Here is a 26381-nt window from a genome sequence, read left to right on the forward strand (position 1 = left end):
CGCGGCCCGTGCGGGGTGAGCAAACAGACCGACGTACCCGCCCGGATGCGCGACGGAACCGTGCTGCGCGCCGACGTCTACCGGCCGGACACCTCCGACCCGGTTCCGGTGATCCTCATGCGCACCCAGTACGGCAAGTCGGGCGCCCAGGTCCAGCCATCGCGCTACCAGAGCCCCGATTGGTTCGCCTCGCACTGCTATCTCGTTGTCATCCAAGATGTCCGGGGCCAGGGAGCATCCGCGGGCACCTTCAGCGAGTTCACCCACGACCGCGACGACGGGTACGACTCGGTGGAGTGGGCGGCCGCACTGCCAGGCTCGAACGGCAAAGTCGGCATGTACGGCTCGTCCTACGTCGGGGCCACCCAGTGGCTGGCCGCTACCGCGACTCCCCCGCACCTGGTGACCATCGTGCCGGCGAACACCGCCTCGGACTACTACGACGGCTGGATGTACGAGGGCGGGGAGTTCCGGCTGGCGTTCGTGCAGCCGTGGGCGATCGGTCTGGCCACCACCGCGGCAGAGAACCGGCATGACGGCACCACCGCTGCGGCGCTAAAGGCCGCCGCGGCCGACTCGACCCGGTGGCTGGACTTCCTGCCCTACCGCGCCCTCCCGCCCATGCAGCCCGCCAATCCTGCTGTGGCGCCGTGGTATTTCGATTGGATAGCCCACTCGACGCGAGACGACTTCTGGCGGCAGTGGAGCATCCGTGACCGCTATCCGTCGGTCCGGGTGCCCGTCCTCGACATCGAAGGTTGGTATGACGCTTTCCTCGCCGGCGGCATCGAGAACTTCACCGGCATGGTCAATTCGGCAGGCACATCCGAAGGACGGAGGAACCAGCGGTTGGTCATCGGGCCGTGGGACCACGTGGACTGGGGCCGGCCGGGTTCGGAGCCGGCGCCGTCGCTCAAAGACATCGGACCTGTCGGCGAGACTCCGATCAATGAGCTGATGCTCGCCTGGTATGACCACTTCCTCAAGGGCGTGGACAACCACGTCTCAGGCAAGCCGCGGGTGGATTACTTCTTGATGGGCGCGAACCGGTGGAAGTCGGCGGACAGCTGGCCACTGCCCAACACCCAGTGGAGTCGCTACTTTCTGTCCGGGGACGGCCAGATCGATTCGCGCACCGGCACATTGAGCACCGCAGCGCCCGGGACAAGCCAAGCGCCGGACCACTATGTCTACGACCCGACGGACCCCGCCCCCAGCGTGGGCGGACACTCGTGTTGCGGCGCGAAGTCCGGCCCACAAGGGCCCTACGACCAGATACCCGTCGAGCAACGGTCCGATGTGCTGGTCTACACCAGCGATCCATTGTCGAGCGACACCGAAGTGACCGGACCGACGACTGTCGACCTGTGGGCATCGTCCTCGGCCATCGACACCGACTTCACGGCGAAGCTGATCGTGGTCAAGCCCGACGGCGACGCGATCAACCTCAACAACGGCATACTGCGGACGTCGTTTCGCGACTCGCTGTCCGACCCGCGGCCGGGCGTCCCCGATCAGCCCTACGAGTACCACATCGCGATCTGGCCTACGAGTTACCTGTTCCGCACGGGCGACCGGATCCGATTGGAAATCTCCAGTAGCGACTACCCCCAGTTTGCGCCGAACCCGAACACCGGTGACAGGTTTGGGCAGAGCGCGGCGACGCTGCCCGCGACGCAGACGATCCTGCACGACGCAGCCCATCCGTCGGCCGTCGTGATTCCCGTGGTCCCGGCCGGCGGCCCGGAATCGGATCACGTCCCCATGCGGTAGAGGTGTGATCAGCGGTCCAGTAGCTCCCGATCGCTCGTGGACGCGGTGTCGGCGTCATCCCACGACGCGTCGCGCCCGACGAGATCGGCGACCACCGAATCCAGTCCCATCACGACGGCGCTGATCAACAGGCACCCGATAAGCCAGGTGTCCGGCGGGATCGCCTTTGCAAGTCCGAGCAAAGCTTCCATCGCGGGTTCCGTTCTGACGTTCGTTGGGCCCGCTCCCCCGACAAGCCTTAGCACGCATTCGATAGTTGAAAAATCAGTTAATACTTGCACCTTAGCCAATCAAGATCGCGTTACGCCACGCCGGACGACAAGTTGGTGCCGATGAGGCATCTGGGGTGATCGTGCAAGCCGACGAATATCACAGTCGGGCATCACTTTCCGATGGCGATGAATTCATGTCCCCGTCAGTGAGGGTGTCGCAAGAGCGTCGTGGAGTGCTGCTCTGAAGCGCAATATGTGCACGCTGTTTGCTGCTCAGCAAATCAATGTCGCGACCGCGAGCAACCGTCGCGTTCGCCTCTGAAGACGGCCGGCGCGCGAAAGGAGCGCGCTTCTTGTCGAGAGACGGCGAGACGGGCGCGCTATTGAGCTGGAAGACAGGGCTTTTCGAACAGAAATTGCGTCACTATCGAACGCGGAAGTTTGTGGTCATTGCCTGACCGGCGAGGGGGCGCAGCAACCTATCGGGCCACACCCGTGGCGAACGTCAGGTCAGCGCGTTTGCCGCGCCGCGTCGGCGGCTGCGCCGATGAAGATGGCATAAGCGGCCGACATCGCGATTTGATCGATCTTGTCAGAGTCACCGCCGAGCTCACGCACCTGGTCGGCGATCGCATAGCGGATCAGATCGACAGACGTCATCATGGGATCGCTCACCGGTTCTCCACTCTGGGTGCCAATTCTTTCTCGGCTGTCAGGCAGAGCCGCAGTGCCGCCGCCGCGAAGAGAACGACATGGACGACTTTGCCCAACGCGATCACCGTAGCTCCGATCTTCATCAAGTACCTGAGACCGAGCTTAGAGTTCAAAAGTTAGTTGGGCTAGCAGATTTGCAGAGCAGTAACAGTGAGATCGTGCGGGCAGGTCAGAGCTTGTAACCCGAGTCACGGTGACTAGCAGGAGACGGCACCGCGACGAAACTGTTGCCTGACTCTGGTCTCGGTGGATGGCGGATGCTGCCGCGGACCCAACGAACACATGCAACCGCCGGTTGGCGGCTCGGAATTGTGGCTCGTCGTGAGAGCGAGACCGGGAATGAACGAGGAGCACGGCGTGACTGCGGTCAACGAGTCCCCACCCTCGGCCACCACGCATGATCAATAAATCGCCGGTGCATTCGACGGCGGACCGCTCCTCGGAGGGATCGCCTCGTATGCAGGATCCGGCTACTCAGCTTCGAGATTTGTGCGGGCGGGGGGACTCGAACCCCCACGCTCTTTCGAACAATGGCACCTAAAGCCATGGCGTCTGCCAATTCCGCCACGCCCGCAATCGTGCCGATTCTAACCGTGCGGTCCGACGATGTTGTCGGTGGCGCTTCCTAGTCTGAAGGCAACGGAGGACAGGACGGTTCATGCGCCCCGCAAGCGAATTCCGACAAGTTGAGCAGCTGATTACTGCGGGGCTTAACGACTGCGAGATTTCCAGAGAGACCGGCGTCCCACGACGCACGGTGCGGGACTGGCGGACCCAACCAGCCAAATGGGATCGTGAACGCCGAGCGGGAACGTGTGACGGCGCCCATGACTTCAGCGTTCTGCCGGCCGAGGTCTACTGCTACTTGCTCGGCATGTACCTCGGTGATGGCTGCATATCGAGGAGCCGCCGTACGTGGATGCTTCGGATCACCTGCGACACGCAGTACCCCGGCATCATCGAACGCTGTCGCGAGGCGATCGACATTTTGATGCCAGGGCAACGCGCCGGCGTTTGGACGAGGCCGAGCGGAACGTGCGCCGACGTCTATCTCTGCTCGAATCACTGGCCATGCCTGTTTCCGCAACACGGCCCAGGCCTCAAGCACCGAAGGCCCATCAAGTTGGAGCCGTGGCAACAGAACCTCGTTGAACAAGCACCCGAAGACTTCATTCGTGGCCTCATCCACAGCGACGGCTGCCGGGTCATCGCCAATGACCGCGGCGTCAAGAGCATCCGGTACCACTTCACTAACCACTCCGAAGACATCCTCGGCTTGTTCACCGGCACCCTCGACCGCCTCGGCATCCCCTGGACACGGTCGACCCAATACGTCGTCTCGATCTACCGCAAGGCGGCCACCGCGCGCCTCGACGAATTCATTGGCCCCAAGTGCTGAGCGTCACTCACTCGTGAACCCATAACCGCTGGCAGGGTACCGTCGTGGTGTGTCCACGACCCGCCGTCGTCGCTTTGCGCTGATCCTCTTGGTGATCATCGCCGCGTGCGGCTGCCTGGCGCTGGGCTGGTGGCAATGGAGCAGATTCGAGTCGACGTCGGGCACCTTCCAGAACCTGGGCTACGCCTTGCAATGGCCGATGTTCGCCGGCTTCTGCGTGTACGCCTACCGCAAGTTCATCCGCTACGAAGAAGACGGCGCACCCGAACCACCCTCGGACGCCGACTCCATCACCGAAATCCCGGCCGGACTGCTGCCCGAAAGGCCCACGGCCCGAGCCACGTCCGATGAGACCGACCCCGCAATGCGCGACTACAACGCCTACCTCGCCGAGCTGGCCGCGGCCGATAAGGCCCCCGAAGATCAGAACAGGACCACCGCATGACCGCACCCGAGTCGCCCAAAGCCGAGGAGCAGGCGGGCGTCCCGAACGAGACGATCCGCAAAGCCCTCAACGGCTACCGGCTCATGGCCTGGACGACGGGCATCTGGCTGATCGCGCTGTGCTACGAGATGGTGGTCAAGTACATCGTCAAGGTGGACGACCCGCCGACGTGGATCGGCGTGGTGCATGGCTGGGTGTACTTCATCTACCTGCTCTTCACCGCCAACCTCGCGGTGAAGGTGCGCTGGCCGATCGCCAAGACCATCGGGGTGCTGCTGGCCGGCACCATCCCGCTGCTGGGCATCATCGTCGAGCAGGTGCAGACCCGGGACCTGAAGACCCGCTTCAACCTTTGATCAGCGGGTCGTCGGAGAGCGCGAGCTCTTCCGGCGACCAATCCTCCGCCGCGGTATCGACCGCGGCGGGCAACGTCAGGGCGATCACGGCCGCCAGAGCCGCGACGCCCGCGGAGACGAGCAAGGCGACCCGAAGCCCCTGCAGCGAGGGCACGGTGTGGCCGGCGTAGGTGACGGTCATCGTCGCGAGTACGACACCGATGACCGCGCTGGATATCGAGGTGCCCAACGACCTGGCGAGCGCGTTGATTCCGTTGGCGGCCGCCGTCTCCGAGATGGGCACCGCCGCGTTGATGAGCGCGGGCAACGATGAATACGCGAAACCCACGCCGAGGCTGATCGCGATGTTGACCACCATCACCGCCACCGGACTGCCGAGCAACCAGACCGCGCCCAGGTAGGCCGCGGCGATGATCGCCGCACCACACACCAAGGTGAACTTGGCGCCGCGGCGGCCGGCCAATCGGGCCGCAAGCGGGGAGGCGACCATCATCGCCAGCCCGCCGGGCGCCATCCACAGACCCGCCTGCAACATCGACTGTCCCAAGCCGTATCCGGTGCCGCGGGGCAGTTCGAGCACCTGCGGCGCGACGAGGGACAGCGCGAACATCGAGAAGCACACCAGGATCGCCGCGATGTTGGTGGTCAACACCGGACGGCGCAGCGTCGTTCGCAGATCGACCATCGGCGCCGTGGTCCGGAACTGCCACCGGGCGAACACGGCGAACACCACGACCGAGACGACGAACAGCGACAGCGTCGTCGAACTCGTCCACCCCCACGTCGACCCTTTTGAGATCGGCAGCAGCAGCGTGACCAGCCCGGTGGTCAGCAGGACGAAGCCGAGCGGGTCGAACCGGTCGGCCGAGGTGGCCGGAATGTTGGGCACCAGGAAATAGAACATCAGCATCGCGACGACGCCGAGAACGCTTGCGCCCCAAAACAATGTGTGCCAATCAGCCTTTTGGGCGATCACCGCCGACAGCGGCAGACCCAGCGCGCCACCGACGCCCAGTGACGAACTGATCAGTCCCATCGCGGAGCCGACCCGGTCGGCCGGTATCGAGGCCCGCAGCACGCTGATCGACAGCGGGATGATCGGTATGCCGAAGCCCTGCAGCCCGCGCCCCACGATGAACGGCAGCAGCGAGCTGGTCATCGCGGCGATCAACGATCCGACCGTCAGCGTCGCCGCACAGACCATCAGCATCGGCTTGGGCCCGTACATGTCGCCGAGCCTGCCGAACACCGGAGTGGTGACCGCGGCGGTCAGCAGTGTCACCGTGATCGCCCACGACGCGTTGTCCGGGCTGGTGTGCAGCAGCATCGGAAGCTCGGGGATCAGCGGGATCATCAGCGTCTGCATCAGCGACACACTGATTCCGGCAGCCGCCAGAACGGCGATCAGAACCCCGGGGTGCCCCACCCGGACCGAGTGACGACCCATCCGGGCATCATGACACAGTTAGATGCGCTAGAAAAACGCCGCTCTCGCTCAGCCGACCAGCGCGCGCAGCGCCGGAACGAGCAGCGCCAGGGCGCGACCGCGATGCGATGCCGCGTCCTTTTCTTTAGCGCTGAGCTCCGCGGCACTACGGGTCTCCCCCGCGGGAATGAACAGCGGGTCGTACCCGAAGCCACCCGCGCCGCGCGGTTCTCGCGCGATAGCCCCGGGCCACTCGCCACGTACCACCGCGCTGTCCCCGTCGCCGGGACCCCAGACCAGCGCGCAGGCCGACACGAACGCCGCCGTGCGCCGCTCGTCGGGTACATCGCGCAGCTGAGCCAACAGCAGCGCATTGTTGGCGCCGTCCTCGCCGTGCGTGCCGGCCCATCGCGCCGAGAGCACACCCGGCATCCCGTTGAGCGCGGCGACCTCGATGCCGGAGTCGTCGGCGACCGTCGGTAATCCGGTGGCGGCGTAGCCGTCTCGCGCCTTGGCTACCGCATTCTCTTCGAAGGTAGCGCCGGTTTCGGGTGCCTCATCGAAAGGCGGCACGTCGTCGAGCGACACCAGGGTCAGTCCGGACAGCCCCGCAGCGTCGAGCACCCGCCGCAATTCGGCCAGCTTCTTGGCGTTGCGGCTGGCGACCAATAGTTGTGTCAGCTCCCGAACGCCTTCTTCGACGGCGGACCCTCAGGCAGCACACCGGGATACGGAAGTTCGAGCGCCTCGCGCTGCACGGCGAACAATGTCTCGCACGCGCCGAGCGCGGCGTCGAGCATCTTGTCCAGCGTCGAGCGCGGGAACGTCGCACCTTCCCCGGTGCCCTGGATCTCGACCAGAGTTCCGGTGTCGGTGGCGACGACGTTCATATCGACCTCGGCGCGCGAGTCCTCCTCGTAGGGGAGGTCGACGCGCACCCGGCCGTCGACCACACCGACGCTGACTGCGGCGATGGCACACGACAGCGGGCGCGGGTCGGACAGTTTGCCGCCGGCGGCCAAATAGGTGACGGCATCGGAGAGCGCGACGTACGCGCCGGTGATCGCGGCGGTGCGCGTCCCGCCGTCGGCCTGCAGCACGTCGCAGTCGATGGCGATGGTGTTCTCACCGAGCGCGGCCAGATCGATGCACGCCCGCAGCGAGCGCCCCACCAACCGGCTGATCTCCTGGGTCCGCCCGCCGACGCGGCCCTTCACCGACTCGCGATCCGATCGCGTGTGGGTGGCCCCCGGCAGCATCGCGTACTCCGCGGTCAGCCAGCCCTGCCCGGACCCCTTGCGCCAGCGCGGCACGCCTTCGGTGACGCTGGCCGTGCACATGACCCGGGTCTCGCCAAAGGCGACGAGCACCGAGCCGGCCGGATGGGAGGTGAAGCCGCGGGTGATGGTGACCGGGCGCAGCTCGTCGTCAAGCCTGCCGTCTTGTCGTCGGGACATGAGGCAACCCTAATGGGCGTCAGTGCCGACGGACGTCGATGGTCTCCCCGCACACCACGGCGTGCACCGGTCCGTCGAACTCCGCCTTGGCCTCGGTGATCACATCCTCGCGGGACGTCCACGGCGGGATGTGGGTCAGCAGCAGCTCGCCGACACCGGCGCGCTTGGCCATCTGGCCCGCCTCGGTGCCTGACAGGTGCAGGTGCGGCGGCCGGTCCGTGGCGTGCGTCCACGACGCCTCGCAAAGGAAAACGTCTGCGCCGCTCGCCAATTCGACGAGTGACTCACACACCCCGGTGTCACCGCTGTAGACCAGGGTGGCGCCCGACGGGTCGGTGATCCGCATTCCGAACGACTCCGTCGGATGGGTCACCAGCCGCGGCAGCACGCTCAGTGCGCCGAACTGCACCGGCTGGTTGTCCTGCCAGTGGCGGATGTCGAAGATGTCGGAGAAGTCGTCGAGCTCGCCGCCCAGGGGCGAGGAGGCCGCCGCCAACCGGGTCCAGGTGTCGCTCGGGCCGTACATGATGCCGCGGCCCTGCGCCGGGCTCGGGTGGTATCGGCGCCAGACGAACAGGCCGGGCAGATCCAGGCAGTGGTCGGCATGCAGATGCGACAGCAGGACATGGACCTCGTTGGGGTCGGCGTAGCGCTGCAACGCGCCGAGCACCCCACCCCCGAAATCGAGCACGAGCGGAGGGGTGTCCGGTGCCGTCAGCAGGTATCCGGACGCCGGCGAATCAGGCCCGACAACACTGCCGGAGCAACCGAGGACGGTGATTCGCACAGCCACTAGCTTGCCATGCCCGGTAGTCGCAAGAGGAAAACATGACGGGTTTGTCAGAGAGAATCATTTCGTCGCGCCGACGTGACGCTGAACAGGGTGGACGCCGGTGATCGCCGGCCCGAGGAAGCGCGCCGCCAGAGCGGTGAACGCCTCGGGATCGCCCGTCGCCTCGAAGAGCCGGGTCGCCGCGGGAGCCTCGTGCGGCCGCAGCAGATCGCGCTCGGTCAGAACTTTCAGCAAGTCCTTGGCCGTCTCCTCGGCACTGGACACCAACGTGACCGAATCGCCCATCGCCAGCTGGATCAGCCCGGACAGCAACGGGTAATGGGTACAGCCCAGCACCAGGGTGTCGACCTGTGCGCGCTGCAGCGGCTCCAGATAACCCTCGGCCAGGTTCAGCACCTGCCGCCCGCTGGTGACACCGCGCTCGACGAAGTCGACGAACCGCGGGCAGGCCACCGCGGTGACATCGGCGTCGCGGGCCGCCGCAAACGCATCCTGGTAGGCCCCGGACGCGATCGTCGCCTGCGTACCGATGACGCCGATCCGTCCCGTGCGGGTGGTGGCAACCGCGCGCCGCACCGCGGGCAGGATCACCTCGACGACCGGGACGTCGTAGCGTTCCCGCGCATCCCGCAGGCAGGCCGACGACGCGGTGTTGCAGGCGATGACGAGCGCCTTGACTCCGCGCTCGACGAGGTCGTCGCCGATCGCCAGGGCGTGGGCGCGGACCTCGGGAATCGTAAGCGGGCCGTACGGCCCGTTGCCGGTGTCGCCGACATAGATGATGTCCTCGTCGGGCAGCTGGTCGATGATCGAGCGGGCGACGGTCAACCCGCCCACGCCGGAGTCGAAGATGCCGACCGGCGCGAAGCGGTCGCTCATGACGTCAGGCCGGGAAACTGCCCGGCCTTCTTGCGTTCCCGCGCTTTGCGTTCCGGACCCGACAGCCAGTAGGCGGCCAGCACGCCGGCGATCGCTCCGCACAGGTGGCCTTGCCACGACACCCCGCCGCAGGTGGTCAATTCGGGCAGCGCGCCCCACAGCACACTGCCGTAGACGAACAGCACCACGATGCCGGTGACGATCCACCAGACGTGCCGGGTGAAGAAGCCGAACACCAGCAGGAACGTCAGCCAGCCGAAGATCAGCCCGGAGGCGCCGATGTGGTTGGTCTCAAGCCCGCAGCCGACGTTGCCGATCAGCCAGGTGCCCACGCCGCCGACGACCCAGATGATTGCGGTGGCCCAGACGAAGCGGGCCATCCCGGTCAACGTCACGAGGAAGCCGAGCACCAGAGCCGGCACGGTGTTGGCGGCCAGGTGCTGCCAGTTGGCGTGCAACAGCGGCGCGAAGAGGATGCCCCACAGGCCGTCGGTCTCCAGCGGCCGGATGCCGTTGCGATCCAGGGAATGCCGGGACAGCTGGTCGACGAGTTCGATGATGTAGAGCAGCGCGACGAACGACAGGATCGTGGCGCCGCCGACCTTCCAGGCCGGGGGCTTCTTGGGCTGCGGCGACGTCGCCGGGTAGGCATGCGGCTGATTCATCTGTGTCTCATTACCTCGTCTACGCCCAGAGCTGGCCTTCCAATGCCACCTCGGCTTCGTCAAGGCTACCGGTGGAGCACTCCTGCGGGGGTCGAGCTCGGGTCAGGCACCGGCGCCGAACGCACCGGGCACCACGTCGCGGTAGGTCGGTATTCCGGCCGCCGACTCGGCTGCCAGCACAGCGACCAGCACCGCACGCGCCAAGCAGTCTGCCCCGGCCGCGCCGAGCGCCGCGAGCGCCTTGGTCTCCGGCACCATCGACGATGGCGTATCGGGGTCGGGTGTCAGCTCGACGGCGCCGGTGGCCAACGCGAAGACGGTGTCGCCGTCCAGCGGGGTGTGCGCCGGGCGGATGGTGTGTGCCAGGCCGTCCTGGGCGGCGACCGCGAAGCGCCGGCACGCGGCCGGCGACAGGGCGGCGTCGGTGGCGACGACGGCGATGGTGGTGTTGAGTGGGCTGGATTCCTTGTCGAGGGCGGTCAGAGCGGCGACCTGCTCGGCGGGCGGTGGGACCAGCCCGAACTCCGCGACGAGGTGGCTCATCCACGGCAGTCCGGTGGCCGGGTCGACGACGTTGCCGGCACTGTTGACGACGACGATCGCCCCGACGGTCACCCCGGACTCGAGTGTCATCGACGCGGTGCCGACCCCGCCCTTGAGCACCGCGGCACGGGCACCGACGCCAGCCCCGACGGTGCCGGTTGCCACCTCGGCGCCGGCGGTGCTGGCCGCCGCGTACCCGAACTCGGCGGTCGGCCTGCACGCCCAGCCGCCGACCGGAAGATCGAAAATCACCGCGGCGGGAACTATCGGGACGACACCGCCATCCATCGCCACTCCGCGGCCCTGCTCCTCCAGCCAGGTCATCACGCCGTCCGCGGCGGCCAGACCGTAGGCACTCCCCCCGGTCAGCACCACCGCGTCGACGTGCCGGACGCTGTTGGCCGGGTCGAGCAGGTCAGTCTCGCGGCTACCGGGCGCGCCGCCGCGGACGTCGACGGCGCCGACCGTTCCCGGTGGCGCGACGATCACGGTGGTGCCGCATGCCCAGCCGGCGCCCAGGGTCGCATCGTCGTCGAGGCGGTGGTGGTGGCCGACCAGGATGCCGCCGACGTCGGTGATCGACCCCATGGTCATCGGATCGGCTTTCCCATCAGGCCGAGCACCAGATACTCCTGCAGCACCGTCAGCCACTGATATACGTCGAGGTGGCCGGCCAGCGGGTGGTCGGCAGGCAGCCGGTCGGGACCTTCCGGTCCGATCTCGAGCATGGCGCCCAGTGCCAGCCGGACGTCGTTGACCGCGGAGATCCAGGCGTTGGCGTCGTCCTCAGTGATCTCGAACCGACCCCCACCGTCCGGAAGAGTGTCCAGAAGCCGTTGCGCCGCAGCCTTTTTGGCGTCGATGATCTCCGGCTCGTGCAGACTGCGCAGCGCACCGTTGAGACTCTCGGCGGCCGCCGAGCCGGCCGGGTGATCGCGCTGGGGTTTGAAGAAGTCCGGCAGCAGGCGCCGCATCGTCGAGTCTTCGGGCGCCTGGGGGTTGCCGGCCCGGATTCCGGTGATCTGCTCCAACGGATCCGACGGCGTCGCCGCTTCCCGCTCGTCGAGCATTCCCTGCACCGAGGCGACCATGTTCTTCAGCAGCGCCGCCTCGTGAGGCGCCAGCGCCGAGCGGAACCGGGGACCCTCAGCGGTGTCGACCCGCTTCCATTTGCGCACGCGGTCAGCGGTCCTGCTGCATGGTCGCCCACAAACCGGCGGCATGCAGTTTGGACACGTCGACCTCCATGGATTCCCGGCTCCCGGCCGAGACGACCGCCTTGCCTTCGTTGTGAACCTGCAGCATGAGCTTGGTGGCGTGCGGCTCGCTGTAGCCGAACAGCTTCTGGAAGATGTAGGTCACGTAGTTCATCAGATTGACCGGGTCGTCCCAGACGATCGTGACCCAGGGGGTATCGACAGCAGCGACGGATTCAGTGCGTTGCTGCCCGCTGGCGTCCGGCCGGGTCGGAGCTGCTTGCGAACCCATGCGACCAAGGATAGCGAGCCGCATCCACCGCTATCCAGCCCGGCGGGTGGCCGTTACGGTTGCGCTGTGACCGCCGCCCTGCTGACGGACAAGTACGAGCTGACGATGCTCGCCGCTGCGCTGCGTGACGGCTCGGCCGAACGCCGCACCACCTTCGAGGTGTTCGCCCGCCGACTGCCCGAAGGCCGCCGCTACGGAGTGGTCGCCGGCACCGGTCGATTCCTGGAAGCCTTGGGCGACTTCATCTTCGACGACGCGGCGCTGGCGCCGCTGCGGTCCTTCCTCGACGAGGCGACGCTGGACTACTTGCGGGATTTCCGCTTCACCGGCGACGTCGACGGTTACGCCGAAGGCGAGCTGTATTTCCCCGGCTCCCCGATACTGTCGGTCACGGGCACCTTCGCCGAATGCGTCTTGCTGGAGACGCTGGCACTGTCGATCTTCAATCACGACACCGCGATCGCGTCGGCGGCCGCCAGGATGGTCAGCGTGGCGGCCGGCCGCACGCTGATCGAAATGGGGTCGCGGCGGACCCACGAGCAGGCCGCGGTGGCGGCGGCCCGCGCGGCCTACATCGCCGGCTTCGCCGGGACGTCGAACCTCGAAGCCAACTACCGCTACGGCATCCCGGCGATGGGGACCAGCGCGCACGCGTTCACGATGCTGCACACCACTTCTGACGGCCCGGACGAGAAGGCCGCGTTCCGGGCGCAGGTCGACGCGCTGGGCGTCGGGACGACACTGCTGGTCGACACCTACGACGTGACGGCGGGCGTGGCCAACGCGATCGAGGTCGCCGGCACCGGCCTCGGCGCCGTGCGCATCGACTCCGGCGACCTCGGAGTGCTGGCCCGCCGGGTGCGCGCCCAGCTCGACGATCTCGGGGCCACCGGCACCGAGATCGTCGTATCGGGCGACCTTGACGAATTCTCGATCGCTGCGCTGCGGGCCGACCCGGTCAACACCTACGGCGTAGGAACGTCGGTGGTCACCGGCTCGGGCGCCCCGACCGCAAGCATGGTGTACAAACTCGTCGAAGTCGACGGGCTTCCCGTGCAGAAACGCAGCAGCCGCAAGGAGTCTCACGGCGGGCGCAAGGCGGCTCTGCGCCTGTCCCGGCCGACGGGCACGATCACCGAGGAGGTCATCCACCCGGTGGCGGCCCCGCCCGAGGTAGCCGAACCCGCGCGGGTGCTGACCGTGCCGCTGGTGCGCGACGGTGAGCCGCTGGCGTCCGCCGACCTGACTGCCGCACGCGAGCTGGTGGTGCGTGGGTTGCGCAGCCTGCCTTGGGAAGGCCTGGCCCTGTCTCAGGGCGAGCCGGCGATCCCGACCCGACAGGTGCCGGTGCGGTCACGGTGAGCGAGGACAGCCAAAACAGCGATGTGCCGCCGGTGACCGACTTGCTGGCGACGGCGGTGGCCGCACTCGGCGGCGCCGAGCGCCCCGGCCAGGTGCAGATGGCCGAGGCGGTGGCCAAGGCGTTCGCCGACGGTGAGCATCTGGCGGTGCAGGCCGGCACGGGAACCGGAAAGTCGCTGGCGTATCTGATCCCGGCGATTGCCCGTGCGGTGGAGAAGGAATCGCCCGTCGTGGTGTCCACCGCGACCATCGCGCTGCAACGCCAGCTCGTCGACCGCGACCTGCCTCGGCTGGTCGACGCGCTGGCCGAGAAACTGCCCCGGCGGCCGAAGTTCGCACTGCTCAAGGGGCGGCGAAACTATCTGTGCTTGAACAAAATTCATAACGGAGCAGACGAACCGACCGATGCCCCGCAGGAAGAACTGTTCGAACCGGTCGCGGCGAGCGCACTGGGCCGGGATGTCGCGCGCTTGACGGCGTGGGCGTCGTCGACCGAGACCGGCGACCGCGACGAGCTCACCCCCGGCGTTCCCGACCGGTCCTGGTCGCAGGTCAGCGTCTCGGCCCGGGAATGCCTTGGGATGGCCCGCTGCCCGTACGGCACCGACTGCTTCTCCGAACGCGCCCGCGGCGAAGCCGGCCGAGCCGAGATCATCGTCACCAACCACGCCCTGCTCGCCATCGACGCCATCGCCGACGCAGCGGTGCTGCCCGAGCACGAGTACCTCGTCGTCGACGAGGCCCATGAACTGGTGGACCGCGTGACCTCGGTGGCCACCGGTGAGCTGACCCCCGCACCGCTCGGCGTGGCCACCCGCCGGGTCGCGCGGCTGATCAGCCCGATGCTCGTCCAGCGGATGGAAGCGGCGGTGGCGACGTTCTCCTCGGCCATCCACGACGCGCAGCCGGGCCGGCTGGACTACCTCGACGAGGAGCTCGCCACCTATCTGACCGCGCTGCGAGACGCGGCCACCGCCGCCCGCGGGGACATCGATCCGGCGCCCAAGGACCCGAAGGCCGCTGCGGCGCGCAACGAGGCGATCGCGGCGCTGACCGAAATCGGCGATACGGCCGGCCGGGTGCTGGACTCGTTCGTGCCGGCCATTCCTGATCGCACCGAGGTCGTGTGGCTGGACCACGAGGACAATCGCGGCACCCTGCGGCCGGTGTTGCGGGTAGCGCCGCTGTCGGTGGCAGGTCTCTTGCGGACGCGGCTATTCGACAGTGCGACAACGGTTTTGACCTCGGCAACGCTGACCATCGGTGGCTCGTTCGACGCGATGGCAGGCGCGTGGGGCCTGGGCAGCGGCCCGAAATGGACGGGCCTGGACGTCGGCTCGCCATTCGAGCACGCCAAGTCCGGCATCCTCTACGTCGCCGCGCATCTGCCGCCGCCGGGCCGGGAATCCGCCGGCTCCCCCGAACAGGTCGAGGAGATCGCCGGGCTCATCGAGGCGGCAGGCGGGCGCACCCTCGGGTTGTTCTCGTCGATGCGCGCCGCCAAGGCCGCGACCGAGGCGCTGCGCGCGCGGATCGACACCCCGATCCTGTGTCAGGGCGACGACAGCACCGCCGCTCTGGTGGAGAAGTTCGCCGCCGACCCCGAGACGTCGCTGCTCGGCACCCTGTCGCTGTGGCAGGGCGTCGACGTACCGGGACCGTCGCTGTCATTGGTGCTCATCGATCGCATCCCGTTCCCGCGGCCCGACGATCCCCTGCTCACGGCGCGGCAGCGGGCCGTCGCAGCGCGCGGCGGCAACGGGTTCATGACAGTCGCCGCCTCGCACGCCGCCCTGCTGCTTGCCCAGGGGGCGGGCCGGCTCCTGCGCCGCGCCGATGATCGGGGCGTCGTCGCGGTGCTGGACTCCCGGATGGCGACCGCGCGGTACGGAAGCTACTTGCGCGCGTCGCTACCGCCGTTCTGGTCGACCACCGACCCTGAGCGCGTCAAACAAGCACTTCAGCGCCTACGCAACGAGGTTTCGCCGTGAGTTGGCATCGGTAGCGGCAACCGGACGGCACTATGGTGAGAGCAAATTTCGATGCCTCGGAGAGGGTGGATCCCATGCGCCGACGACACCTCGCACGCCTGCTCGCGATCGCGAGCGTCGCTGCGGTGCTGGCCGGCTGCGGCACAACGATCTCGGGCAAGGCCGTGTCGGTGTTCGACGACCCGTTCAAAGTCGGTGGCCTGCAGGCGGTCGACGGGGCCAGCGGATTGCGGTCGAACGCCGAAGAACCCACGCGCAAGGTCTCGCACGGCGACGGCGGCAAGGACGACGAGATCGCTGTGCAGTCGATCAGCGATCTGGAAGCGTTCTGGAAAGACGCCTACAAGGGCACGTTCGACGGCGAATTCCGGCCCGTCAAGGAACTGATCTCCTGGGACTCCAACGACTACGACGGTGAATTCTGCGGCGACACCACCTCCGACCTGATCAACGCCGGCTTCTGCGAGGACGACAACACCATCGGCTGGGATCGCGGCGTACTGCTGCCTGCTCTGCGACAAGCCAACGGCGACATGGCAATCACGATGGTGTTGGCACACGAGTACGGGCACGCCATCCAGAAGATGGCCAAGCTCAACAAGAAGGGCACCCCGACGCTGGTCGCCGAACAGCAGGCCGACTGCTTCGCCGGCGTGTACATGCGGTGGGTGGCCGAAGGCAATTCGAAACGGTTCACCCTGAGTACCGGTGATGGTCTGAACAACCTTCTCGCAGCGATGATTTCGTTCCGCGACCCGCTGCTGAGCCAGGACGACTACACCGACAGCGGCGACGAGCACGGCTCAGCGTTCGAACGAATCTCGGCCTTCCAGTTCGGATTCACCGACGGCCCGTCGTCGTGTGCCGCCATCGATGCGCAGGAGATCGGTCAGCGTCGCGGCGATCTGCCGATCGAACTGCAGCGCGATCAGACCGGCGAATGGCCGGTCACCGAGGAGTCGGTTCGCTCGATCATCGAAGCGATGAACATCTTGTTCGCACCGAAGAACCCGCCCAAGCTCAGCTTCGATGCCGCCTCGACATCGAAATGCCCTGACGCGCGGCCCAGCACGCCGGTGTCGTTCTGCCCAGCCACCAATACGATCGCCGTCGACCTGCCGGGGTTGGAGAAGATGGGCGCCTCCAACGAAGGTCAGGACAACGTTCTGGTCACCGGCGACAACACCGCGTATTCGGCGCTGGTGTCGCGCTACATGCTCGCGCTGCAGCATGAGCGCGGCGGCCTGGTGCTGGACAATGCCGAAGCCGGGCTGCGCACCGCCTGCCTCACCGGCGTGGCCACCACCAAGCTGTCCAAAGAGGTCACCACGCCGGACGGCAACACCGTGGCGCTGACGGCCGGCGACATCGACGAGGCGGTGTCCGGACTGCTCACCAACGGCCTGGCTGCCAGCGACGTCAACGGGGAATCGGTGCCTGCCGGGTTCAACCGTATCGACGCCTTCCGCATCGGCGTGCTGGGCGATCAGGACCGCTGCGTCAAGCGCTTCCCGTAGGCCTTGCGTTGAAACCGCACTGCGAGCGACCTTTTCGCACATTCTTCGCTCTCAGTGCGGTCTCAGCGCCCTAGATCTTCTTGGTGACCCCGTACCAGGACAGGATCGCGTCACCCTCGTCGGTGGACTTGCTCAGCGTGGCATACGAGCGGATGAACGACTCCCCCACGCAGCCATCGATTTTCACGTGGAAGTTGCTGATCGATACCCACGGCCGATCGCCCTTGTACTGCTTCTTGGTCACCGGGACGATGTTGATGATGCCGGGCTTGAGGCCGACGGTGATCGCCCCGCCGATGCTGCCGCCGACACCGGGCAGCAGGCCCTCGGCCGCGTTGTTCGGGAAGTCCAGTCCGATGATGCCGAGCGAGGTGTTGGCCCCGATGGTGCCGCCCAGGGCGACACCGTTGGAGGTGCTCATGTCGATGCCGCACCCGATCTGGTAGCCCACCTCGAAGACACCCTTCGGATTCTCACCGGGCCCGTCGAGCGCTCCGTTGAAGATGCCGCTGACGGTGTATTCCCGCGAGGAGATGGCGGTGGTCAGCGGTGCGATCGGCATCTGCACCTCGTCCTTGGCCGAGATCGTCAGCGTCCACCCATCGGGCGACTTCGTGGTGGCCGGCGGCGTGGAGGCCACCTTCCCGTCATCGACGGGCGGCGCAGCCGGGTCAGCGGCGGCGACGGGCTGAGCCAGGTCGGGGCCGCCGGGATCCGGATCGGCCGACGCTGAGGCCGGCGCAATCACCAAGGTGCCCACCAGCGCCATCAGCGCTGCGCGACGAACAAACACTGCCCCGATACACCTTCCCGGAGGCCGAGGGTCCGCCCCGATGCGGGACCCCTCGACGTTCCTGTTGGGAACCTACAGGTGGCTCCCATGCCCTGCTAACCGTTTCCCGAACTCTCGGCGTTACGCCAGCGTGACGAGACCGAGCTCGTTGTCGCCTGCCAGCAGCGGATGATGCGGCAGCACCCGGACCGTGTAGCCCACCGAGCCGGCCACCGGCAGCGGCGTCGTCGTCGAGAAGATGTCGGCCCCGCCGTCACCGGAACCCGCGTGGACCATGTCCACGGTGATGGGGTCCTGCAGCGCGTCGGCGGCGTCGACGCGCCCCAGCACCGCCTGCACATCCACCTCGTCGGGTTTCAACCCGGCCAGCGCGACGGTGGCCGTCAGCGTCAGCTCCGACCCCAACAGCGGGGTGTCCGGCAGGCCGGTGCTGTCCACATCGGTGATCTGAATGTTCGGCCAGGCTTCACGGACGCGCTGCCGGTAGGCCGACAGGTCGCGGGCCGCGCCGAAGGGCAGGCCGTCGATCGGCGCGCTGGTGCGTCGGAACGACTGCGCGGCAGGCGCGTAGTACTTCTCGGTGTAGTCGCGCACCATCCGCGATGCCAGCACCTTCGGCCCGAGCGACTGCAAGGTGTGCCGGACCATCTCCACCCAGCGAGTGGGCACCCCCTTGTCGTCGCGGTCGTAGAACGTCGGGGTGACGGAATTCTCGAGCAGGTTGTAGAGCGCGGCGGATTCAATGTCGTCGCGGCGGTTCTCGTCGGCCAGGCCGTCGGCTGTCGGTATCTCCCAACCGTTTTCGCCGTCGTACCACTCATCCCACCAGCCGTCGCGGATGGACAGGTTCAACCCGCCGTTCAGCGCGCTCTTCATGCCCGACGTGCCGCACGCTTCCAGCGGTCGCAACGGATTGTTCAGCCACACATCGCAGCCCCAGTACAACTGGCGGGCCATCGACATGTCGTAGTCGGGCAGGAAGGCGATGCGGTGACGCACATTCGGCCGATCGGCGAACCTGACGATCTGCTGGATCAGCGCCTTGCCTGCGTCGTCGGCGGGGTGCGACTTACCGGCGACGATCAGCTGCAGCGGCTTCTCCTTAGCGAGCAGCAGCGCCTCGAGACGCTCCGGATCGCGCAGCATCAGCGTCAGCCGCTTATAGGTCGGGACCCGACGGGCGAAACCGATGGTCAGCACCTCCGGATCGAAAGCCGTTGCGATCCAGCCTAATTCAGCCTCGGATGCACCGCGCTCCAGCCACGACCGGCGCAGCCGTAGCCGGACGTCCTCGACGAGTAATGCGCGCAGCTGAGAGCGGATCCACCAGATGTGGCCGGTGTCGACCTGCTGCAGCCGCGCCCAGACGTTGGGTTCGCGCAGCGCCTCGGTGGAACCGGCCAGCTCGCGCCCGAGCTCCAGCCACTGCGGGGCCGCCCAGGTCGGTCCGTGCACACCGTTAGTGATCGAACCGATCGGCACCTCGGCCGGATCGAATCCCGGCCACAACTCGTCGAACATCGCTCGGCTGACCCGCCCGTGCAGCAGCGACACCCCGTTGGCACGCTGCGCCAACCGCAGGCCCATGTGCGCCATGTTGAACTTCGACGGGTCGTCCTCGGCACCGAATGCGAGCACCCGCCCCACCGGAACCTCCGGCAGCAAGCCGGTTTTCCCGTCGTCGCCGAAGTAGGTCTGCACCATCTCCACCGGGAACCGGTCGATGCCGGCGGGCACCGGGGTGTGAGTGGTGAACACGGTGCTGGCCCGCACCAGGGTCAGCGCGGTATCGAAGTCGAGCTTCTGCTCGGAGATGTACTCGCGGATCCGCTCGACACCGAGGAAGCCGGCATGGCCCTCATTCATGTGGAACACATCCGGGGCGGGCAGGCCCTCGATCGCGGTGAACGCACGGATGGCCCGCACGCCGCCGATGCCGGCCAGCAGCTCCTGCTTGATGCGGTGATCCTGGTCGCCGCCGTAGAGCCGGTCGGTGACGTTACGCAGATCGTGCTCGTTTTCGGGGATGTCAGAATCCAAGAGCAGCAGCGGAATCCGGCCGACCTGCGCCACCCACACCCTGGCCCGCAGCATCTTGGCGTCCGGCATCGCCAGCTCGACGAGCGCGGGCGCGCCGGCCGCGTCGGTCAGCAGCCGAAGCGGCAGGCCCTGCGGATCCAGCGACGGATAGTTCTCGTGCTGCCAGCCGTCGGCGGTCAGCGACTGACGGAAGTACCCGGACCGGTAGTACAGGCCGACCGCGATCAGCGGCAGCCCCAGATCCGACGCCGACTTCAGGTGATCACCGGCCAGAATGCCCAGACCACCCGAATAGTTAGGCAGCACCTCGGCGACGCCGAATTCCATCGAGAAGTAGGCGATGCCCGTCGGCATCGATTTGGGGTCCTGCTCCTGGTACCACATCGGCCGGCTCAGGTAGTCGTCGAGATCCGCGGCGAGCTGGTCGAGGATGGCGAGGAACTGCTCGTCCTCGGCGAGCTCGTCCAGCCGCGCCGGGGCGACCGCACCCAGCAGCGCCACCGGGTCCTGTCCGGTCTGCAGCCACAGTCGCGGATCGATCGAGGCGAACAGATCTTGGGTCGGCTTGTCCCAGGACCAACGCAGGTTGGTGGACAGCCGGCCGAGGGCTGCGAGCCGCTCGGGCAAATGGGCACGGACCGTGAATCTGCGGAGGGCCTTCACGCGTTCTTACCTTACTGAGGTTCTGCCCGCCGTTGAGCGGCCGTGGCCTTCTTGCCCCCACATTCATTCCGCGCACTACGGTGTGAAGAGAGCGCGATGCGGTTACCCCGAGGGTCAAGGACTCTCACGACCGGTGCGGCGACAACGAATGTCGCTGTGCCACGACAACGAGAAAACCGACTCAAGCCGGCGCGGGGCAGACCACGCCGCACAAGTCAGGAATGGAGTGGTTGGGTGCCGGGTCGTATCGAGATCGATGACGTCGCGCCCGTCGTGTCCTGCGGTACCTATCCGGCCAAGGCGGTCGTCGGCGAAGTCGTGCCGGTGGCCGCGACGGTGTGGCGCGAGGGGCACGACGCAGTGGCGGCGACGTTGGTGGTGCGCTACCTCGGAACAGCCCACCCCCAGCTGGGCCAGAACCCGACTCGGCGGGTCAAGGCGCTCGAGGGAGCCGAGTTGACGGAGGCGTCGCCCGCCGTGAGCCGGGTGAAGCCACAGCTGTATCCAATGGAATTGGGCCGTACTCCCGACCTCTTCCACGGCCAATTCGTGCCCGACCGGGTGGGGCTGTGGACATTCCGGATCGACGGGTGGGGCGACCCGCTCACCACCTGGCGGCATAACGTCACCGTCAAACTCAACGCCGGCCAGGGCGAGTCGGAACTGAACAACGACCTGATCGTCGGCGGTAATCTGCTGGCCCGCGCGGCCACCGGTGTGCCGCGTGATCGACGTGCGCCGCTTTTGGCGGCCGCCGCAGCGCTGCGCGAGGCCGGCGATCCGCTGACCCGTGCGGCGTTGGCGCTTTCCCACGAAGTCACCGATCTGCTGGCCCAGTTCCCGCTTCGTGAGCTGGTCACCCGGGGCACCACCTACGGAATCTGGGTGGATCGACCGATGGCGCGGTGCAGCGCCTGGTACGAGCTGTTCCCGCGGTCGACCGGCGGTCGCGACGAAGACGGCCGGCCGGTGCACGGCACGTTCGAGACGGCGGCCGCAGCGCTGCCGCGAGTGGCGTCCATGGGCTTCAACGTGGTTTATCTGCCGCCGATTCATCCGATCGGCAAGGTGCACCGCAAGGGCCGCAACAACACGGTGACGGCCGAACCCGGCGACGTGGGGTCGCCGTGGGCCATCGGCAGCGACGAAGGTGGCCACGACGCCATCCACCCCGACCTCGGGACGATCGACGACTTCGACCGGTTCGTCGCCGCGGCCCGCGACAACGGGCTGGAAGTGGCGCTGGATCTTGCGCTGCAGTGCGCCCCGGATCACCCGTGGGCCAAGGATCACCGGGAGTGGTTCACCGAGTTGCCCGACGGGACCATCGCCTATGCGGAGAACCCGCCCAAGAAATACCAGGACATCTATCCGCTGAACTTCGACAACGATCCCGGGGGTCTTTACGACGAGGTGTTGCGCGTCGTGCGGCACTGGATGGACCACGGCATCAAGATCTTTCGGGTTGACAACCCGCACACCAAGCCACCGAACTTCTGGGCGTGGTTGATCAGTCAGGTCAAGGCGATCGACCCCGACGTGCTGTTCCTGGCCGAGGCGTTCACCCGACCAGCCCGGTTGAACGGGCTCGCGAAACTTGGTTTCACGCAGTCGTATTCGTACTTCACCTGGCGCACGGCCAAGTGGGAGATCGAGGAATTCGGCCGCCAGATCGCCGAGCACGCCGACTACACGCGGCCGAACCTGTTCGTCAACACCCCGGACATCCTGCACGAAAGCCTGCAACACGGCGGCCCCGGCATGTTCGCGATCCGGGCGGTGCTGGCCTCGACGATGGGCAGCTCGTGGGGCGTGTACTCCGGCTACGAACTGTACGAGCACCTGCCCGTGCGGAAAGGCAGCGAGGAGTACCTGGACTCCGAGAAGTACGAGTTGCGGCCGCGCGACTTCGAGGCAGCGCTCGCCCACGGGCAGTCGCTGGAGCCATTCCTGCGGCGGCTCAACGAAATCCGTCATCTTCACCCCGCGTTGTGCCAGATGCGCACGATCACCTTCCACCACATCGACAACGACGCGCTGCTGGCCTACAGCAAGTTCGACCCGGTGTCCGGCGACACCGTGCTGGTGGTGGTGACGCTGAACGCCTTCGGCCCGGAGGAGGGCACCCTGTGGCTAGATATGGCCGCTTTGGGTATGCAGCCCTATGACCGCTTCTGGGTGCGCGACGAGATCACCGGGGAGGAATACCAGTGGGGACAGTCGAACTATGTGCGGCTGGAGCCGGCCCGGGCCGTCGCGCACATCCTGAACATGCCGTTGATACCGCAGGAGCAGAGAGCAATTCTGCTGCGCCGGGAGTGACGGGAACGACGAAGGAGCCTTGGCAATGACGAGAACCAAGAAACTCGCCAGCCCGAACTTGGCGCCCGACCCCGGCGAGCTGAGCCGGCTGGTCTCGGGTACGCACCACAGCCCGCACAGCATCCTGGGCGCGCACGAGTACGACGACCACACGGTGATCCGCGCACTCAAGCCGCATGCCGAGGAAGTGGTGGCGCTGGTGGGCGGCGAGCGCCACCCCATGGCCCACATCGATTCCGGCGTGTTCGCGGTGGCGTTGCCGTTCACGAACCTCGTCGACTACCGACTCGAGGTGACCTATCCGGGCGGACACACCATCACCGTCGCCGACGGCTACCGTTTCCTGCCCACCCTGGGCGAAATGGACCTCTATCTCTTCGGCGAGGGCCGCCACGAGCAGCTCTGGGAGATCCTCGGCGCGCATCCGCGGTCGTTCACGACGGCAGATGGTGTGGTGGAGGGTGTGTCGTTCGCGGTCTGGGCCCCGAATGCCAAGGGCATCAACCTGATCGGCGAGTTCAACAACTGGGGTGGCAACGACGCTCCGATGCGCGTGCTGGGTTCGTCGGGCGTGTGGGAGTTGTTCTGGCCCGGTTTCCCCGTCGACGGGCTGTACAAGTTCCGGGTCCATGGTGTCGACGGGTCGGTCACCGACCGGGCCGACCCGTTCGCGTTCGCGACGGAGGTCCCCCCGCACACCGCCTCCCGCGTGTTCTCCTCGGACTACACCTGGGACGACACCGACTGGATGGAGCAGCGAGCCACCAAGAACCCGGTGTTCGAGCCGATGAGCACCCTCGAGGTGCACCTCGGTTCGTGGCGGCCCGGCCTGAGCTACCGCGAGCTTGCCGACCAGCTCACCGAATACGTTCTGGCACAAGGTTTCACCCACGTCGAGTTCCTGCCGGTGGCCGAGCATCCGTTCGGCGGCTCATGGGGCTATCAGGTGACGTCGTACTACGCGCCGACGTCGCGGTTCGGCACGCCCGACGAGTTCCGGCACCTGGTGGACACGCTGCACAAGGCGGGCATCGGCGTGCTCGTCGACTGGGTGCCGGCCCACTTCCCCAAGGACGCTTGGGCGCTGGGCCGGTTCGACGGCACACCGCTCTACGAGCACTCCGACCCTCGCCGCGGCGAGCAGCTCGACTGGGGCACTTACGTGTTCGACTTCGGCCGTGCCGAGGTGCGCAACTTCCTGGTGGCCAACGCGCTGTACTGGTTGCAGGAGTTCCACGTCGACGGCCTGCGGGTGGATGCCGTGGCCTCGATGCTGTACCTGGACTACTCGCGGCCGGAAGGCGGTTGGACGCCGAACATCTACGGAGGCCGCGAGAACCTCGAGGCGGTGCAGTTCCTGCAGGAGATGAACGCCACCGTCCACAAGAGCCACCCGGGCATCGTCACGATCGCCGAGGAGTCCACCTCGTGGCCCGGGGTGACCCGCGCGACAAACCTTGGCGGCCTTGGCTTTTCGATGAAGTGGAACATGGGGTGGATGCACGACACCCTGGACTACATCAGCCGCGACCCGATCTATCGCACCTACCACCACGGCGAGCTGACGTTCTCGTTGCTCTACGCGTTCAGCGAGAACTTCGTGCTGCCGATCAGCCACGACGAAGTGGTGCACGGCAAGGGCACACTGTGGGGCCGGATGCCGGGCAACGACCACGTGAAGGCGGCCGGGCTGCGCAGCCTGCTGGCCTACCAGTGGGCGCATCCCGGCAAGCAGCTGCTCTTCATGGGCCAGGAGTTCGGCCAGCGGGCGGAATGGTCGGAGGAACGCGGCGTCGACTGGTATCAGCTCGACGAGAACAGCTATTCCACCGGGATCCAGCGTTTCGTCGCCGACCTCAACGAGCTGTACCGCAGCCGTCCGTCATTGTGGAGCCAGGACACCAAGCCCGAGGGCTACTCCTGGATCGACGCCAACGACTCGGCCAACAACGTGCTGAGCTTCCTGCGCTACGGCAGCGACGGCTCGGTGCTGGCGTGCGTGTTCAACTTCTCCGGAGCCGAGCACAGCAGCTACCGGCTGGGCCTGCCGCACACCGGAACCTGGCGCGAGGTGCTCAACAGCGACGCAACGGACTACAACGGCACTGGAGTGGGCAATTACGGTGCCGTCGAGGCCACCGAGGAACCCTGGCACGGCCGGCCGGCGTCGGCGACGCTAGTGCTGCCGCCCAACGGGGCGATCTGGCTGGAGCCCGCGCCGACCGAGAAGGCCTAGTACAGCGCGTTGGCCAGGTTGCGCCGGCCGGTGATCACATCCGGGTCGGCGGGATCGAATAGTTCGAACAGCTCGATCAAGCGGGTGCGCACCCTGGTGCGATCGTCGTCAGATGTCTTGCGCACCAGGGCGATCAGCCGGTCGAAGGCCGGGATGACGTCTTGATTGAGGATCTGGACGTCGGCGGCGGCAAAGGCCGCCTCGATGTCGTCGGGATCGGCATCGGCCACGGCCACCGCGTCGGGACTGTGCGCGGTGGCGCGCTGGAGGAACGTCATCTGGCGCAGGGCGCCCTTGGCTTCGGCGTGCTGCGGATCGGCATCGAGGATGGCTTGATACGCCGCGGCCGCGGCCGCGAAGTCGCCGGCATCGAGCAGTTCACGTGCCTGCGCCAGCGCCGGGTCGACGGCCGCTTCGTCCTCGGAATTGGCTGAGCCGGAAAGCTTTCCGGCTGTCGCCTGCAGCAGCGAGTCGACCCAGCGACGCAGTTGCTCGGGCGGTTGCGGCCCCTGGAAGCTGGCCAACGGCTGCCCGCCGGCCAAGGCCACCACCGTGGGCACTGCCTCGATGCCGAACATCTGGGCCACCCGGGGCACGACGTCGACGTTCACGGTGGCCAGCGACCACTTGCCGTTGTCATCGGCCGCCAGGGCACCGAGGATCTCGGTCAGCTGCACCGAGGCATCACTGCGGGGTGACCAGAGCACGACGACGACCGGCACCTGGCCGGACCGCACCAGCACCTCGGCTTCGAAATTCGCCTCGGTGACCTCGACGCCGACGCTCGGAGCGGCCGCACCGCCCGCGGGCTGCTGGGCGCGCTGCTTGAGGCCGGACAGGTCGACGGCACCGGTCAGAGCCGGGCCGATCTGGGGGCGAGGACGCGTCACGTCCCCAAGTCTGTCATGTCGTCGACGGTGCCGAATCGAGTGGCTGGCGGGAAGTCACAGGAGCCACTCCAGCGCTCAATTTGGCCGTCCGATCAGCCCATATGAGGAAAATCACACTTCCGAGCGGCACAATACTGCCCAGCAACGCCAGCAACCACGTGAGCGCGCCCCACTTGTAGGCGAGCCCAGCCATGAGAGCAGTGATCACGAACGCGATGAAGACCAGCCCGTGGGCCATACCGAACACCTTGACGCCGATCTCGGTGCGCGGGCTTCCCAGGTACTTGAAATACATCCCCACCAGCAGCCCGACCCAGCTCACCGCTTCAGCCAATGCCACCAACCGGAACCGCCCGGCCGTGCTGCGGATGTCAAAAGTGCTCGTCATGCCGCCATTGTGCCGCAGCGACGCGCCAG

General features: G+C 67.1%; 25 protein-coding genes and 1 tRNA gene. 9 read left to right on the forward strand and 17 right to left on the reverse strand.

Annotated features, from left to right (window positions below; translation table 11 throughout):
• Nucleotides 1-45 precede the first annotated feature (45 nt).
• Nucleotides 46-1773, forward strand: coding sequence for a CocE/NonD family hydrolase (locus K0O64_RS21755; protein WP_225933771.1), 1728 nt, complete (start codon nt 46-48; stop codon nt 1771-1773).
• An 8-nt stretch (nt 1774-1781) separates the two neighbouring features.
• Here K0O64_RS21755 and K0O64_RS21760 read toward each other — a convergent pair whose 3' ends face one another.
• From K0O64_RS21760 to K0O64_RS21770, 4 genes are all read right to left on the reverse strand, one after another.
• Entirely contained in the window at nt 1782-1964 is a 183-nt protein-coding gene (locus tag K0O64_RS21760; protein ID WP_071942455.1) for a hypothetical protein, read from the reverse strand.
• Nucleotides 1965-2495: 531 nt separating this feature from the next.
• Nucleotides 2496-2660 (reverse strand): hypothetical protein, encoded by a 165-nt coding sequence (locus K0O64_RS21765; RefSeq protein WP_164520122.1) that lies wholly within the window; start codon nt 2658-2660, stop codon nt 2496-2498.
• A complete protein-coding gene (locus K0O64_RS30190; protein WP_262871691.1) occupies nt 2657-2782 on the reverse strand; it encodes a hypothetical protein in 126 nt (41 codons plus the stop codon). Before K0O64_RS30190 ends, K0O64_RS21765 begins: the two co-directional genes overlap by 4 nt.
• 407 nt (nt 2783-3189) lie before the next feature.
• Nucleotides 3190-3273 (reverse strand) — tRNA-Leu (locus K0O64_RS21770).
• Between the two features lie 84 nt (nt 3274-3357).
• Here K0O64_RS21770 and K0O64_RS21775 point away from each other — a divergent pair.
• Genes K0O64_RS21775 through K0O64_RS21785 form a run of 3 tightly spaced genes read left to right on the forward strand, consistent with a single transcriptional unit; the run spans nt 3358 to nt 4899 of the window.
• A complete protein-coding gene (locus tag K0O64_RS21775; RefSeq protein ID WP_071942453.1) occupies nt 3358-4098 on the forward strand; it encodes an LAGLIDADG family homing endonuclease in 741 nt (246 codons plus the stop codon).
• 49 nt (nt 4099-4147) lie between these two features.
• Nucleotides 4148-4543: a hypothetical protein gene (locus K0O64_RS21780; RefSeq protein ID WP_071942451.1), complete on the forward strand. Its 396-nt coding sequence runs from the start codon at nt 4148-4150 to the stop codon at nt 4541-4543.
• Nucleotides 4540-4899: a DUF3817 domain-containing protein gene (locus tag K0O64_RS21785; RefSeq protein WP_071942450.1), complete on the forward strand. Its 360-nt coding sequence runs from the start codon at nt 4540-4542 to the stop codon at nt 4897-4899. Before K0O64_RS21780 ends, K0O64_RS21785 begins: the two co-directional genes overlap by 4 nt.
• On the opposite strand, the gene K0O64_RS21790 is transcribed toward K0O64_RS21785, so the two are convergent.
• The 9 genes from K0O64_RS21790 to clpS form a co-directional block, all read right to left on the reverse strand.
• The gene (locus tag K0O64_RS21790; RefSeq protein ID WP_071942448.1) at nt 4889-6346 is read right to left on the reverse strand and encodes an MFS transporter; all 1458 of its coding nucleotides are present in this window, start codon (nt 6344-6346) and stop codon (nt 4889-4891) included. The genes K0O64_RS21785 and K0O64_RS21790 overlap by 11 nt on opposite strands.
• A 48-nt stretch (nt 6347-6394) precedes the next feature.
• A complete protein-coding gene (gene rdgB / locus K0O64_RS21795; protein ID WP_071942446.1) occupies nt 6395-7006 on the reverse strand; it encodes an RdgB/HAM1 family non-canonical purine NTP pyrophosphatase in 612 nt (203 codons plus the stop codon).
• Nucleotides 7003-7782 carry a ribonuclease PH gene (rph, locus tag K0O64_RS21800; RefSeq protein ID WP_071942444.1) on the reverse strand — a complete coding sequence of 260 codons (780 nt, stop codon included), beginning with the start codon at nt 7780-7782 and terminating at the stop codon, nt 7003-7005. Before rph ends, rdgB begins: the two co-directional genes overlap by 4 nt.
• Before the next feature lie 19 nt (nt 7783-7801).
• Nucleotides 7802-8575 (reverse strand): cyclic nucleotide-degrading phosphodiesterase, encoded by a 774-nt coding sequence (locus K0O64_RS21805; protein ID WP_096312033.1) that lies wholly within the window; start codon nt 8573-8575, stop codon nt 7802-7804.
• 57 nt (nt 8576-8632) lie between these two features.
• Complete coding sequence (gene murI, locus K0O64_RS21810) at nt 8633-9454, reverse strand: glutamate racemase (protein WP_071942440.1); 822 nt, start codon at nt 9452-9454, stop codon at nt 8633-8635.
• Nucleotides 9451-10119 carry a rhomboid family intramembrane serine protease gene (locus K0O64_RS21815; protein ID WP_071942438.1) on the reverse strand — a complete coding sequence of 223 codons (669 nt, stop codon included), beginning with the start codon at nt 10117-10119 and terminating at the stop codon, nt 9451-9453. Before K0O64_RS21815 ends, murI begins: the two co-directional genes overlap by 4 nt.
• 102 nt (nt 10120-10221) lie before the next feature.
• Nucleotides 10222-11250, reverse strand: coding sequence for a P1 family peptidase (locus tag K0O64_RS21820; RefSeq protein ID WP_096312034.1), 1029 nt, complete (start codon nt 11248-11250; stop codon nt 10222-10224).
• 2 nt (nt 11251-11252) lie between these two features.
• Nucleotides 11253-11840, reverse strand: coding sequence for an oxidative stress transcriptional regulator AosR (gene aosR / locus K0O64_RS21825; protein ID WP_071942434.1), 588 nt, complete (start codon nt 11838-11840; stop codon nt 11253-11255).
• A gap of 4 nt (nt 11841-11844) precedes the next feature.
• Entirely contained in the window at nt 11845-12150 is a 306-nt protein-coding gene (gene clpS / locus K0O64_RS21830) for an ATP-dependent Clp protease adapter ClpS (RefSeq protein WP_071942432.1), read from the reverse strand.
• A gap of 66 nt (nt 12151-12216) precedes the next feature.
• Here clpS and K0O64_RS21835 point away from each other — a divergent pair, with 66 nt between their 5' ends.
• From K0O64_RS21835 to K0O64_RS21845, 3 genes are all read left to right on the forward strand, one after another.
• Nucleotides 12217-13512, forward strand: coding sequence for a nicotinate phosphoribosyltransferase (locus tag K0O64_RS21835; protein ID WP_220045748.1), 1296 nt, complete (start codon nt 12217-12219; stop codon nt 13510-13512).
• A 32-nt stretch (nt 13513-13544) separates the two neighbouring features.
• Nucleotides 13545-15503, forward strand: a complete 1959-nt coding sequence (locus K0O64_RS21840) for an ATP-dependent DNA helicase (RefSeq protein WP_220045749.1) — start codon at nt 13545-13547, stop codon at nt 15501-15503.
• A 74-nt stretch (nt 15504-15577) separates the two neighbouring features.
• Nucleotides 15578-17020 (forward strand): neutral zinc metallopeptidase, encoded by a 1443-nt coding sequence (locus K0O64_RS21845; protein ID WP_220045750.1) that lies wholly within the window; start codon nt 15578-15580, stop codon nt 17018-17020.
• A gap of 70 nt (nt 17021-17090) precedes the next feature.
• Here K0O64_RS21845 and K0O64_RS21850 read toward each other — a convergent pair whose 3' ends face one another.
• Nucleotides 17091-17813 carry an MspA family porin gene (locus K0O64_RS21850; protein ID WP_225933509.1) on the reverse strand — a complete coding sequence of 241 codons (723 nt, stop codon included), beginning with the start codon at nt 17811-17813 and terminating at the stop codon, nt 17091-17093.
• A 120-nt stretch (nt 17814-17933) separates the two neighbouring features.
• On the reverse strand, nt 17934-20516 hold the full coding sequence (gene glgP, locus K0O64_RS21855; RefSeq protein ID WP_220045751.1) for an alpha-glucan family phosphorylase: 2583 nt from the start codon (nt 20514-20516) through the stop codon (nt 17934-17936).
• Nucleotides 20517-20750: 234 nt separating this feature from the next.
• Here glgP and K0O64_RS21860 point away from each other — a divergent pair, with 234 nt between their 5' ends.
• Together K0O64_RS21860 and glgB are read left to right on the forward strand one after the other, a co-directional pair.
• A complete protein-coding gene (locus tag K0O64_RS21860) occupies nt 20751-22838 on the forward strand; it encodes an alpha-1,4-glucan--maltose-1-phosphate maltosyltransferase (RefSeq protein ID WP_220045752.1) in 2088 nt (695 codons plus the stop codon).
• Nucleotides 22839-22863: 25 nt separating this feature from the next.
• The gene (gene glgB / locus K0O64_RS21865) at nt 22864-25074 is read left to right on the forward strand and encodes a 1,4-alpha-glucan branching protein GlgB (RefSeq protein WP_220045753.1); all 2211 of its coding nucleotides are present in this window, start codon (nt 22864-22866) and stop codon (nt 25072-25074) included.
• Here the strand turns inward: glgB and K0O64_RS21870 are convergent.
• A complete protein-coding gene (locus K0O64_RS21870; RefSeq protein ID WP_220045754.1) occupies nt 25071-25964 on the reverse strand; it encodes a tetratricopeptide repeat protein in 894 nt (297 codons plus the stop codon). The two genes, glgB and K0O64_RS21870, sit on opposite strands and share 4 nt — an antisense overlap.
• Before the next feature lie 13 nt (nt 25965-25977).
• Nucleotides 25978-26352 carry a DUF3817 domain-containing protein gene (locus K0O64_RS21875; RefSeq protein WP_071942415.1) on the reverse strand — a complete coding sequence of 125 codons (375 nt, stop codon included), beginning with the start codon at nt 26350-26352 and terminating at the stop codon, nt 25978-25980.
• Nucleotides 26353-26381: the final 29 nt, after the last annotated feature.

This window comes from Mycolicibacterium pallens (genome assembly GCF_019456675.1).
Classification (GTDB): Bacteria; Actinomycetota; Actinomycetes; order Mycobacteriales; family Mycobacteriaceae; genus Mycobacterium; species Mycobacterium crocinum.